Genomic DNA, 12,171 nt, shown 5'->3' on the forward strand with positions numbered 1-12,171 from the left:
GCAAAATTAAAATAATTAATTCATAAATCTAATCTTTAGTTACCTTTGCAAAAAAATTAGAGCATGTCAAACACATATATTGGATATCATTTTAATGTTGAACCAAAAGAACCGGGAACAGAAATTTTAATAGCCGAACTTGGCGAATTAGCTTTTGAAAGTTTTATTGAAACTGAAGAAGGTGTTTCTGCTTATATTCAAAAAGAGTTTTGGAATGAAAATATTCTAGAAGATATTTACATTTTAGAAAATCCTGAATTTAAAATTTCATATACTATTGAAGATATTGAACAAGTCAACTGGAATGAAGAATGGGAAAAGAATTTTAATCCAATTGATGTTGATGGGATTTGTTATGTTCGCGCTCCATTTCACGAAGCTTCAAATGTTAAATACGAAATTGTAATTGAACCAAAAATGAGTTTTGGTACTGGTCATCATGAAACAACTCACATGATGATTCAACATATTCTAGATACTGATGTTGTTGGTAAGAAAACTCTAGACATGGGTTGTGGAACTGCCATTTTAGCCATTTTAGCCGAAATGAAAGGTGCTGAACCTATTGATGCAATTGATATTGATAACTGGTGTTATTTAAATTCAATTGAAAATGCAGAACGTAATAGCTGTAAACAAATTTCGGTTTATGAAGGCGATGCTGAATTGTTAAAGGATAAAAATTACGATGTAATTATTGCAAATATTAATCGTAACATTTTATTAAACGATATGCAAACTTATGTAGATTGTTTAAATGAAAATGGAATTTTATTTTTAAGCGGATTTTACACAGAAGACTTTGATGCCATAAACGAAAGTTGTGTTTCTAAAGGTTTAATTTTTGAAAAAGAAATCGTTAGAAATAATTGGATGTCACTAAAGTATACAAAAAATTCTTAATTTTGAATATTCAATAGTCAGATTATGAGCACAATAGAAAAAGTACAAGAAGAAGTTTTAGTAGAAGAACTTGTTGGTTTAAACAACGAAATTATTCTTTTTAATGATGATGTTAATACTTTTGATCATGTAATTGAAACGCTAATTAGAGTTTGTAATCACGATGCGCTACAAGCAGAGCAATGTGCTTTACTAGTTCATTATAAAGGAAAATGTGGCGTAAAAACTGGAAGTTATGACGAGCTTAAACCGCAATGTTCCGCATTACTCGATGCTGGCTTAAGTGCCGAAATACAATAATAAAAAAGCCGAAAATTAGTTTCGGCTTTTTTATTATTTTGACATCTTCCCTACTGCACAACTCACATACGATTTAGCTTTTGCAGTAATTGAATTGGCTTCTCCATCTTCTGGATAACCCAAACGATTTAATGTATTCTTTACATTTTCTAATTTTTCATCTGAAGAAAATTCAAAACTAACTGAACTTTCTTCTACATTAACCAAAACATTCGATATACCTTCAATTTCAGTTAAATTTTTGGTAACCGTATTGGCACAACCACCACATTTTAAATTTTGTATATATATTGTAGTATTCATTGTAATAAAGATTTAATACTACAAATTTACGTAATTTTAAAGCTGCATATTGGTAACAAAAGTCACTTTAACTTAATTTTAATGCGGTAATTTATCTTTAAAATAACCATAGATAAAATTTCCAATAAGAGCTCCGAATAATACAATTCCAATGGTTCCAATACCTGCTCCAAGTAAAACAAAAATTGGTCCAGGACAAGCACCTACTAATCCCCAACCTAAACCAAACATAATTCCTCCTATAATATAACGGAACTTTGAAGGTTCTTTATCTAAAATTTCAATTGGTAAACCTTTATAATCCTTAATTTCTTTTTTCTTGATAAATCGAATTCCTACAACACCAGTCAGGATTGCTGTAAAAATGATTCCATACATATGAAAAGAATGAAAATTGAACATTTCAAAAATTCGATACCAAGAAATGGCTTCGGCTTTAGTTAATACAACTCCAAAAATAAAACCTACTATAACAAAACGTAATAATTTCATCTTATCCAAAAATTAAAGGAATTATAAAATGAACCGCTATAAGTCCGCCAATAAAAAAACCAATAACAGCAATTAAAGATGGTAATTGTAAATTACTCAAACCTGTAATAGCATGTCCAGAAGTACAACCTCCAGCATATGGTGTTCCAAATCCAATTAAAATTCCACCAACAAATAACATTATTACAACTTTATAATTGCTTAAAATTTCCCAACCGAACAATGCTTCTGGAACAATTTTACCGTTTGGAGCATCAATATTATAATCGTTTAATAATACTAACGTTTTTGAGTTTAATTGGAGTATTGAATCGCTTTCTAAAAAATGAGTTGCAAAAAAACCTCCTAAAATAGCTCCAATAACAACTGCTAAATTCCACTTTTGCTCTCGCCAGTCAAACTTAAAATAATTAATTTTTCTTCCTACACCAGCTATTGAACAAAATGTCCTAAGGTTTGAAGACATTCCAAAAGTTTTTCCAAAATATATTAAGGACAGCATCACCAATCCAATCACCAGTCCAGAAATTGACCAATGCCAAGTACCTGTTAAAATCTCCATATTGCAAATTTGAGAATACAAATATAATCAACCAAAAACGAATAACTTCTATCAAATATAGTATCTTTGAAACGTTAAACTAAAATTATGAACAAATATTCAGTTGAGATAAAATGGGCGTTTATTTTTGGTGTAGCCTATCTAATTTGGATGTTACTTGAAAAGTCATTAGGTTATCATTCAATTAAAGCAGTACAAGAACCAATTTTTAACTTACTCTTTACTTTAATTTCATTTGTAATTTATTTTTTAGCTTTAAAAGAGAAAAAGACAAAAATTTATCAAAATGAAATGGAATGGAAACATGGTTTTGCAAGTGGTATAGTTTTGAGTTTTTTTACAACAATTATTACAACAACAGTTGTTTTTATCACTTTTAGTTTAATTTCGCCTACTTTTTTTGAAAACGCTATTGAATTAGCTGATAATAAAGAATTAGCTCAAATTAACTTTAATCTACCCGTCTTTGTTAAAAACAATATCTTCGATAAACTTTCGTTTGGTGTAGTATTTACTGCTTTAATTAGTTTCATGATAAAATCTAAGTAAGATGAAATATCTATTCTTTTTTACGTTTTTTATATTATTTAGTTGTACTAGTACAAAATCAACTATTCAAAATATTGACAACACTGCAATAAAACCGAAAATTAAGAATAATGCTTTTTTACTAACGGAATATTCGAATGACGCAAAATATGGTTATAATGCTGACTACCCTATCAACATAGGCTTAATTTTAGAACGCCAAGAAGATATTTATATTGGCTATTTTTTTAACGCACTTGAGGGTGAAAAAGGAAAAAAAATAGAAAAATTTGAAAAAGTTGATACTTGTTGTCCTTTTCCAACTACACATAATACTATGGGCGCAGGAACATTATCGATTTATGAAATTACTTTTGAAGGTAGTAATAACAAAGTAAAATTACATTTTAACATTTACGAAAAAGGGAAATTAGTTTGTCCTAAAGGATTTATAATCAAAAATTCCATTTCAACAAATTAATATTTTGTAACAAAAGTTTCACATATAAAAGTTTAATAGTTAGTATCTTTGCAATCAAATTTTTACCATGAATTTAAATAATATTCCACAAATAAAACATACTGATAGTGGTAATTTCTTTGTACTAGCCGGTCCATGTGCTATAGAAGGAGAAGAAATGGCAATGCGAATTGCTGAAAAATTAGTGACTATCACAAATAATTTAGAAATTCCTTATGTATTTAAAGGATCTTTTAAAAAAGCAAATCGTTCTAGAGTAGACAGTTTTACTGGTATTGGAGATGAAAAAGCTTTAAAAATTTTAAATAAAGTTTCTAGAGAATTTGGAATACCTACTGTTACAGACATTCATACTAATGAAGATGCTGCAATGGCTGCTGAATATGTGGATATATTACAAATTCCAGCTTTTTTAGTTCGTCAAACCGATTTAGTTGTAGCAGCTGCAAATACTGGTAAAACAGTTAATCTAAAAAAAGGACAATTTATGAGTCCTGAAAGTATGAAACATGCAGCTCAAAAAGTACTTGATAGTAATAACGAAAACTTCATGATTACTGATAGAGGAACTATGTTTGGTTATCAAGATATGATTGTAGACTTTAGAGGAATTCCTACAATGAGAGAATTTGGAACTACAGTTTTAGATGTTACTCATTCCTTACAACAACCTAATCAAATGAGTGGTGTTACAGGTGGTCGTCCTGATATGATAGAAACAATTGCCAAAGCTGGTATTGCTGTAGGAGTGGATGGAATTTTCATAGAAACTCACTTCGACCCTGCAAATGCTAAAAGTGATGGTGCTAACATGCTACACTTAGATTATTTTGAAGGACTAATGACAAAATTAGTTGCTATTCGAAAAACCATAAATCAATTTTAACCTATATTTTAAATTTTAATGAAACAATCATTTTTAATGGTTGTACTATCTTTTTGTGTTTTTTCACAGTACGCCATTTCGCAAGAAATAGTTGAAGCACCTGAAAAATACACGGCACATAACAAAGGAAAGTTTTATATTTTCTGGGGAGGAAACAGAGAAAGTTATTCTAAATCTGATATTCGTTTTAAAGGTAGTGATTACGATTTTACACTTTATAATGTAGAAGCTCACGATAAACCTAAAGGTTGGCATTGTGATTATATCAATCCACTTCGAATGACAATTCCTCAAACTAACTTAAGAATAGGCTACTTTATTAATGATCATTACAATATTTCAATAGGTGTAGATCATATGAAATATGTAATGTATCAAGATAAAACGGTTAAATATTCTGGTTATTATCCTAATGCTGGTTCTTATAATGAAAATCCAACCTCTGACGAATTAACGCTTCACGAAGATTTTCTAACATTTGAACACACAGATGGACTGAATTATATTAATACTGAGTTTTCTAGAGTTGATGATATTTCTACACTTTTTTGTAAAACTTTAAATACCGACAAATTTCAAATTAATGTAACTGAAGGATTAGGTGCCGGAATACTTTATCCTAAAACTAATACAACGCTTTTAGGAAAAGATCGTTATGATGCATTTCATACCGCTGGTTATGGACTTTCTGCTAAAGTGGGATTAAACTTTACATTCTTTAAGCATTTCTTTATTCAAACTGAATTGAAAGGTGGGTATATAAATATGAATGATATTAGAACTACAAGTAATACATCCGATCATGCGGAACAAGATTTTTGGTTTTTCCAACAAATTATAGCCTTTGGAGGTATCTTTAGAATATAAAATAAAAAAGCCGATTAGATGTAATCGGCTTTTTTATTTGTATAATGTTATGGCTTCATGAATTACAGAAAGTAATATTTCATGATTAATCTCCTCTAAACTTGAATACCTTAAAGACTTAACGGTATTACGCTTCTCTCCTATTAATATTTCTTGATTCAATACAAGCTGATATCCTCTTGTAAATCCTAAATCGACATATCTCTTTTTATTGGGAGCCATATATAAAAAGGGTTTCTTCTTATAATAGAAATAAGGAATTCCCCATTTAAACAATAACTCTGTTTCTTCGAGTTCATTCTCAACAACGTTTATGACATACAACATAATATCTTGAAAAGATTGAGGTTGTTTTAAAATATATTCTTCAACTGGATTCATTTGATAAAATTAATTCAAAAAATATTTGGTTGGAAAAAAAATTTACACTTACTTTGTTTTTCAAAGTACTTTAATATGGAAGCAAGCAAATACTTAAACGACATCAAAGAAATTAAGGATATTATGAATCGTTCAACTCAATTTTTTTCTTTGAGTGGCCTTTCAGGAATATTAGCTGGTGTATATGCTATTTTTGGTGCATTATATGTAAATCATCTTATCAATAATCACTATGACCGTTACATAACATTAGAAAGTTTAGTATTTAAAAAAATAGTGTTAACAGCATTTGTTACTTTGCTTGCTTCATTAGTTACTGCATATATTTTAACTGCTAAAAAGGCTAAGAAGAATAATGAAAAAGTTTGGAATACATCATCAAAAAGATTACTTGTCAATTTTGCAATCCCGTTAGTGGCTGGTGGTATTTTTGCTTTACTTTTACTTCGTAATGGCTATTATGGTTTAATAGCTCCAATTACACTTTTATTTTATGGTTTAGCTTGTTTTAGTGCTAGTAAATACACATTACGAGATGTTCGTTATTTAGGAATTACCGAAATTATATTAGGTTTAGTTGCTGTAGAATTTTCTGGTTACGGACTTTGGTTTTGGGTGTTAGGTTTTGGGGTTTGTCATATTGTATATGGTAGTATGATGTATTTTAAATATGATAGAAAATAATGTTATTTAAAAAACATATCTATATAATATACATTGGCTTTTGGTGTCTATTACCAATAGTAATTGTATCTTTTTTTTGCAATACTATTGTATTAGAAAACTCTAAAAATAAAAGTTTCTCAGACGCGAGTAAAATTTCACACAACAAAGTTGGACTCGTTTTAGGAACCTCAAAATATTTAAAAAATGGAAAATTAAACCCTTATTTTACATGCCGAATTAAAGCTACACAAAAACTATATAATGCAAATAAGATTTCATTTATACTAGTTAGTGGTGATAATTCACAAATAGATTATAATGAGCCTTTAGATTTTAAAAAAGAGTTAGTATTACTTGGCATTCCTGAAAACAAAATAATTTTAGACTATGCTGGCTTTAGAACTCTGGATTCAGTTGTAAGAGCAAATAAAATTTTTAATTTGAATTCATTTACTATTATTTCACAACCATTTCATACAAGAAGAGCATTATTTATATCAAATGTGAATAATTTAAATGCAATTGCTTTTAATGCTGAAGAAATAGAAGGAACTGCCAATATTTTCTCATCAATTAGGGAATATTTTGCAAGAACTAAAGTACTTTTGGATTTTCTTTTTGGAATTGAACCCAAATTCTTAGGTGAAAAAATTTTAATCAAATAAAATGAAAAACATTATCCAAAATATCAACAAAGCTTTTGATCACCGAATTCGTTTGGGGATTATGTCGGTATTGATGGTTAATGAAAGTGCAGATTTCACCTCGCTAAAAGAAATCCTTGGTGTTACTGATGGCAATCTTGCCAGTCATGCTAAGGCTTTAGAAGTTGAAAATTATATTGTAGTAGAAAAGCAATTTATTGGAAGAAAACCAAACACAAAATACATTGCAACAAAAGCTGGAAAAAAAGCATTTCAAGAACATATTGAAGCTTTAGAAAAATTAATATCTGGCCAATAATATATTTTTTTATTATTTAACTTTGAAATACAAAGTACTTTATGAAAGATAAAATAATTGAATTTTTGTACAAAACGATTAAAATCCCCTACTCGTATTTCTTTAAAAATAGCGAACCTTGGGGCGTTACAGTAAGCTCTTTGCTACAAAATGAAACAGGAAGCTTGGGTCACGATTTAGGGCAATTTTTATTAATTAACAACTACCAAGTACAAGATAGTTTAGAAGAACACGATGTTTTTCATGTATTAACGAAAATTGGTACTTCTGTAAAAGAGGAAGTTGATATGCAATTTTATCTATTGGGAAATGGCAAAAAAAGTCTGTTTGTTTTTATAGTTATTACTACAGGAATCATCTTTTATCCTAACCATTATAAAAGTTTTATCGACTGCTACAAAAGAGGAAAAAATGCTTATCAATTCTATGATTTAGAATTTATTAGATTATTACATCAACCCACAAATGTTATTCAATCAATTTTTAATATTAAATAATTATGGACGAATTAAGACAATTTAAAAATTTATATCCAACAACTCAACTTATGCTGGTTTCATTGGCTTTTGGCACATTACTATTAATGATTCACTTAGTACTACCAAAAAATGAATTTGTAATTATAATCGGCTACTTCTATGTGATACTAACTTTCATAATAAATTTTTTAGCCGCTATAATATTGATTATCAAATTATTTTTAAATCTAAAAGAATATGAAATGTACGTCATCCGCTTGCTCATTTTATTCGCTAATATACCTATTGCTGCATTATACTTTTATATCACAATAATTACTTTTTAAAATCAAAAATCATGGAAAATCAAACAGAAAAAGAAACATTTGAAAGATCAACTTGGTTTCAAACCAATACTGCCAAAATGATGATGGTAGGAATTTTAACTTTAGTTTTATTAATTCCCCTAACCATAGTTCAAGATCTTATTAAAGAAAGATCAGAAAGAAAAAATGAAGCTACAATTAAAGTCACGAATTCTTGGGGAGATAATATAAACTTAATGGGGCCTATTTTAAAAGTTCCGTATAAGATTTATTCACAGACCGAAGAAATAGATGAAAAAACTAAAGAGAAAACCATTAAAAAATATTCCTACACACAAAATGCTTATTTCTTTCCATTTGAACTTAATCATACAACTAAAGTTGATAAAGTTGATAAACTAAAACTTGGTTTATATAAACCAATAGTATTTAAAGCTAATGTGGGTGTTAATGGAAATTTTAAAGAATTAAACTTCGAAAAACTAGGTATTAAACCCGAAAATGTACTTTGGGACAAAGCTACTATTCAAATAAGAACTTCAAACTTGAAAAGTATAAAAAGTGATTTGTTCATTAAACTTAATGGCGATAAATATACATTAGAAACAAATGGAGAATCTAAAGGTAATTTTGATGTTTTAGAAACTAAAAATTTTAACCTAGATTCGATTACTAATTTAGATTTTAACTTTGATATACAATACAACGGAAGTAATTCTATCGAATTCATTCCAATAGGTAAAACAACCAAAACTAGTATTGATGCGAATTGGAATTCGCCTTCTTTTATAGGAAGTTATGCGCCACTAGATACAACGAAAAACATTACAAACAAAAGTTTTCATGCCGATTGGAAATTAATTCATGTAAACAGACCATTTGCACAACAATATTCAGAAAAGATTCCTAATTTAAATGAATATTCTTATGGAGCTAAACTAATTGAAACGGTTGATCAGTACCAACAGAACGAACGTGCATCTAAATACGGTTTTTTAGTAATTGGTTTAACATTTTTAATTTTCTTTTTAATACAAACCATCAGTAAAATAAACATTCACATTTTTCAATATACGATGATTGGTTTAGCTCTAATTATGTTTTACACATTATTAATTTCAATAACCGAACATTCAAGTTTTATGATTGCATATTCTATTGCTGCAAGTTCAGTTATTGTAATGTTGTTATTATATTCGATATCAGTGTTGAAAAACAAGAAATTTCCATTATTTATAACTGCTGCATTAACACTACTTTATAGTTTTATTTATGTAATTATTCAGTTAGAAGATTATGCTTTATTAGTAGGAAGTATTGGATTATTCTTAATTTTAGCAGCGGTAATGTATTTCTCAAGAAAAATTGACTGGTCTAAAAACTAAGTACTATGAAACCAATTAATCTATCAACCTTAATAAAATTTGCAATTACTGGAGCAGTTATAGCTTTAATCTTAATTTCATTATTGATTTTTAGTGTTAATACTCCAAAACCCGAATGGGGTCAACATTGGTATATAAGGCCACTAATAGTAACTCAATTTGTAACGTCAATTGGAGGAATTGCTTTATATCTCTTGAATTTAAAAGATTTTAAGTCTAAAATTCTCAACTTAATTTTATTAATATGTAGCATTTTAATATTCGTTTTCTTCCTATGGATAGGTACAATTCTTGGCTTAGACGGAACACTATGGAATTAATTAAAAAAGGGATTACATTTTGTAATCCCTTTTTTAATATTTTATTTAATTTTACTTCCCATCAACATAACTCTGAAGATAAGCAAAACGTTCTGTTAGTTTTCCATTCTCGGTAATTTTAGCTCTTTGTAAAATTCCATCGGCATCATTATTAAAAAATGCTGGAATTACCCTTTCTAAAAACACTTCACCAAAACCTTCACTAGCATCTTTAGGTAATTCACATGGTAAATTATCTACAGCCATAACCGTTATTGCAGCAGGATGATTAAAAGCCACTTCTTTATGTTCGCTTGGTAAATAACCATAATTTGGTTCAGCAATTGTGCTTGGTTTTATTGTACAAGCAATAGGTCCATCAATATCACAAGAAACATCAGCTACCACTTTCAATTTACATTTTGGGGAGCGTAACATTTCTCTTGACAAAATAACAGGGGCTCCATTTCCATAAAAATGTCCAGTAATTAACATATCTGAAACTTCAGCAAATCTTTCAAAATTTGATTCGTAAAGTTCTGGTTGAGAATAAAACTCTTTCTTATCAAACTCACCACCATCTTTACGCTTATTGTAATCATGAACATCAATAAAAGTATAGACTGGCTCATCATAACTTTTAGTTAAATAATTTTCAACAGAAACTTCTTTAAGTTTCATACCATCAAGCATTTCTTTTGCACCGTAAGCTACTTTACCTCTACCTGTTAATACAATTTTAATATTTGGAAGACGATTTTTACGCAGTCGCTCAATTAAAGCTTTTTGATCTGGTAAAGTTTCAGCTTTTGCAATATCAAATAAATCATATTTTAATCCAAAAGCTCTAATTCCATTATAGGCACCAACGATTCCAGCATATCGACCAAAACCAATCAATCGATGATTTTTTTCATCAACTATAGTTTCATGGTCAAATAATTCGATGTTTTTATCTAAAATAGCTTTAAGTAGTTTTCTATTATATGGCTGTTTTTTTATCGTGTGTGAAAAGAAAAAGTATTTTTTGTTTGGGATTAATGCTTCAATTGGAACTTCTTTTACGCCAATTAAAACATCACAGTCATCCATATCAGTTGTTACTTCAAAACCTTTTTCAAGGTAAGTTTCATCTGAAAAAACTCTAATATCTGAACTTTCAACTTTGATATTAGCTTGCGGAAATTGGGCTTGTAATCGTGTTAATTCATCGGGTGAAAAAACGACTCTTCTATCTGGCGGTGTCTTACGTTCTTTAATTATACCAAAAGTCATGTTTAATTGTTAGTTTGTTTAAGGTTCACAAATATACTATTTTCATAAAAAAATTTAGTCTTATTTTTATTTATAAGTTATAAAATGTACTTTTGGCCTAAATTTTGCAGTTTTTATAACTGAAATTTCAAATTCTCCACTTAAGGGGTCGACTGGTTTTGACAGCGAGTGGAATTGATTTGTAAGCACGCCGAGCCAAGTATGGTAGGCTCGTAAATATCTGCTATACGAACTTTAAACGGCGAAAATAATTACGCTTTAGCTGCTTAATCTGAATTATAGTAAGATTTGCCTAGTTCCTACAAGGTAGGAAAGCTAGATTCTCCTCAAAAGCCTTGGTTTATGGCGTTTGGTTATGGAGAACCGTAAAAGTAAACCTAGAAGTGGTAAAGCTTTAAATCCACTTTGACACTTATAAAGCTAAGCTAAAAGTGACGGTTTTCAGTCTAGCTTTTAGTCGAAAATCTAAGTGAAGACTAAGCGTGTAGAAAGCTCTTCGATTGCTTGTTTGGACGAGAGTTCGATTCTCTCCGACTCCACAAAAAACCCTGTAATACATTGTTTTTACAGGGTTTTTTATTTTCAACTGACAGTTTTGCTGACAATTTAAATTTTATATTTCATCATTTTAGTGATTATGATTTGAATGATCTTCTGATTTCATTTCACCTGATTGATTCATCATCATTTCGTGGTCGTATTGACAACAACCTGGTAAATTATTATATGCTTCTTCATTACCCGCAACTTTTTCTGTATCATACCCTGAAGCTGCAATTGCATTGTGTATTGCCATTTCATTAGTTTTTGAACTATCAAATGAAACATCAATTTTCTTCTTATCTTTATCCCAATTAGCAGCTGAAACACCATCAACACTATTAACCGCTTCTTCAATTGTTTCTTTACACATACCACAGTTCCCTCTTACTCCAAAAGACAAATCTGTCATTGCAATTTCATTTGATACTTCTGTTGTTGTAGTGTCTTCAACTTTTTTAGTTTCATTTTTACAACTAATTACCCCCATAGCTACTATTATAGCTACACTTAAAATTACCTTTTTCATTGTTTAAAAATTTAATTATTATATGTA

General features: G+C 29.2%; 18 protein-coding genes and 1 other RNA gene. 13 read left to right on the top strand and 6 right to left on the bottom strand.

What is annotated here, in order from left to right:
• Positions 1 to 63: 63 nt before the first annotated feature.
• Positions 64 to 903 (top strand): 50S ribosomal protein L11 methyltransferase, encoded by an 840-nt coding sequence (gene prmA, locus KK2020170_RS11490; protein ID WP_221258466.1) that lies wholly within the window; start codon positions 64 to 66, stop codon positions 901 to 903.
• Positions 904 to 927: 24 nt separating this feature from the next.
• Positions 928 to 1,203: an ATP-dependent Clp protease adaptor ClpS gene (locus tag KK2020170_RS11495; RefSeq protein WP_221258467.1), complete on the top strand. Its 276-nt coding sequence runs from the start codon at positions 928 to 930 to the stop codon at positions 1,201 to 1,203.
• A gap of 33 nt (positions 1,204 to 1,236) precedes the next feature.
• Here KK2020170_RS11495 and KK2020170_RS11500 read toward each other — a convergent pair whose 3' ends face one another.
• The 3 genes from KK2020170_RS11500 to KK2020170_RS11510 form a co-directional block, all read right to left on the bottom strand.
• Positions 1,237 to 1,506, bottom strand: coding sequence for a heavy-metal-associated domain-containing protein (locus KK2020170_RS11500; protein ID WP_221258468.1), 270 nt, complete (start codon positions 1,504 to 1,506; stop codon positions 1,237 to 1,239).
• 78 nt (positions 1,507 to 1,584) lie between these two features.
• The gene (locus KK2020170_RS11505) at positions 1,585 to 1,998 is read right to left on the bottom strand and encodes a DUF6691 family protein (RefSeq protein WP_221258469.1); all 414 of its coding nucleotides are present in this window, start codon (positions 1,996 to 1,998) and stop codon (positions 1,585 to 1,587) included.
• A gap of 1 nt (position 1,999) precedes the next feature.
• Positions 2,000 to 2,560: a YeeE/YedE family protein gene (locus tag KK2020170_RS11510; RefSeq protein ID WP_221258470.1), complete on the bottom strand. Its 561-nt coding sequence runs from the start codon at positions 2,558 to 2,560 to the stop codon at positions 2,000 to 2,002.
• An 87-nt stretch (positions 2,561 to 2,647) separates the two neighbouring features.
• Here KK2020170_RS11510 and KK2020170_RS11515 point away from each other — a divergent pair, with 87 nt between their 5' ends.
• The 4 genes from KK2020170_RS11515 to KK2020170_RS11530 all read left to right on the top strand — a co-directional run bounded on the left by KK2020170_RS11515 (position 2,648) and on the right by KK2020170_RS11530 (position 5,322).
• The gene (locus KK2020170_RS11515; protein WP_221258471.1) at positions 2,648 to 3,109 is read left to right on the top strand and encodes a DUF4199 domain-containing protein; all 462 of its coding nucleotides are present in this window, start codon (positions 2,648 to 2,650) and stop codon (positions 3,107 to 3,109) included.
• 1 nt (position 3,110) lies between these two features.
• Complete coding sequence (locus KK2020170_RS11520) at positions 3,111 to 3,569, top strand: 2-dehydro-3-deoxyphosphooctonate aldolase (protein ID WP_221258472.1); 459 nt, start codon at positions 3,111 to 3,113, stop codon at positions 3,567 to 3,569.
• 67 nt (positions 3,570 to 3,636) lie between these two features.
• Positions 3,637 to 4,455, top strand: a complete 819-nt coding sequence (gene kdsA / locus KK2020170_RS11525; protein WP_221258473.1) for a 3-deoxy-8-phosphooctulonate synthase — start codon at positions 3,637 to 3,639, stop codon at positions 4,453 to 4,455.
• Between the two features lie 18 nt (positions 4,456 to 4,473).
• Positions 4,474 to 5,322: a hypothetical protein gene (locus KK2020170_RS11530; RefSeq protein WP_221258474.1), complete on the top strand. Its 849-nt coding sequence runs from the start codon at positions 4,474 to 4,476 to the stop codon at positions 5,320 to 5,322.
• A 33-nt stretch (positions 5,323 to 5,355) separates the two neighbouring features.
• Here the strand turns inward: KK2020170_RS11530 and KK2020170_RS11535 are convergent, their stop codons facing one another.
• Complete coding sequence (locus KK2020170_RS11535) at positions 5,356 to 5,703, bottom strand: DUF1801 domain-containing protein (RefSeq protein WP_221258475.1); 348 nt, start codon at positions 5,701 to 5,703, stop codon at positions 5,356 to 5,358.
• 75 nt (positions 5,704 to 5,778) lie between these two features.
• Between KK2020170_RS11535 and KK2020170_RS11540 the strand changes: the two genes are divergently transcribed.
• From KK2020170_RS11540 to KK2020170_RS11565, 6 genes are all read left to right on the top strand, one after another.
• Positions 5,779 to 6,387: a hypothetical protein gene (locus KK2020170_RS11540; protein ID WP_221258476.1), complete on the top strand. Its 609-nt coding sequence runs from the start codon at positions 5,779 to 5,781 to the stop codon at positions 6,385 to 6,387.
• Positions 6,387 to 7,034, top strand: a complete 648-nt coding sequence (locus tag KK2020170_RS11545) for a SanA/YdcF family protein (protein ID WP_221258477.1) — start codon at positions 6,387 to 6,389, stop codon at positions 7,032 to 7,034. The genes KK2020170_RS11540 and KK2020170_RS11545 overlap by 1 nt, the downstream gene beginning before the upstream one ends.
• Position 7,035: 1 nt before the next feature.
• Positions 7,036 to 7,332: a winged helix-turn-helix domain-containing protein gene (locus KK2020170_RS11550; RefSeq protein WP_221258478.1), complete on the top strand. Its 297-nt coding sequence runs from the start codon at positions 7,036 to 7,038 to the stop codon at positions 7,330 to 7,332.
• A gap of 41 nt (positions 7,333 to 7,373) precedes the next feature.
• The gene (locus tag KK2020170_RS11555) at positions 7,374 to 7,829 is read left to right on the top strand and encodes a hypothetical protein (RefSeq protein WP_221258479.1); all 456 of its coding nucleotides are present in this window, start codon (positions 7,374 to 7,376) and stop codon (positions 7,827 to 7,829) included.
• A 319-nt stretch (positions 7,830 to 8,148) separates the two neighbouring features.
• Entirely contained in the window at positions 8,149 to 9,501 is a 1,353-nt protein-coding gene (gene creD / locus KK2020170_RS11560) for a cell envelope integrity protein CreD (RefSeq protein WP_221258480.1), read from the top strand.
• Positions 9,502 to 9,506: 5 nt separating this feature from the next.
• Positions 9,507 to 9,821, top strand: a complete 315-nt coding sequence (locus KK2020170_RS11565; protein ID WP_221258481.1) for a potassium transporter KefB — start codon at positions 9,507 to 9,509, stop codon at positions 9,819 to 9,821.
• Between the two features lie 51 nt (positions 9,822 to 9,872).
• On the opposite strand, the gene KK2020170_RS11570 is transcribed toward KK2020170_RS11565, so the two are convergent.
• The gene (locus tag KK2020170_RS11570; RefSeq protein WP_221258482.1) at positions 9,873 to 11,075 is read right to left on the bottom strand and encodes an NAD(P)-dependent oxidoreductase; all 1,203 of its coding nucleotides are present in this window, start codon (positions 11,073 to 11,075) and stop codon (positions 9,873 to 9,875) included.
• 144 nt (positions 11,076 to 11,219) lie between these two features.
• On the opposite strand from KK2020170_RS11570, the gene ssrA reads away from it, so the two are divergent.
• Positions 11,220 to 11,617: a transfer-messenger RNA gene (gene ssrA / locus KK2020170_RS11575) on the top strand.
• Positions 11,618 to 11,703: 86 nt separating this feature from the next.
• Here ssrA and KK2020170_RS11580 read toward each other — a convergent pair.
• The gene (locus KK2020170_RS11580) at positions 11,704 to 12,144 is read right to left on the bottom strand and encodes a heavy-metal-associated domain-containing protein (protein ID WP_221258483.1); all 441 of its coding nucleotides are present in this window, start codon (positions 12,142 to 12,144) and stop codon (positions 11,704 to 11,706) included.
• Between the last annotated feature and the right edge of the window lie 27 nt (positions 12,145 to 12,171).

This window comes from Flavobacterium okayamense, from assembly GCF_019702945.1.
GTDB classification, from domain to species: domain Bacteria; phylum Bacteroidota; class Bacteroidia; order Flavobacteriales; family Flavobacteriaceae; genus Flavobacterium; species Flavobacterium okayamense.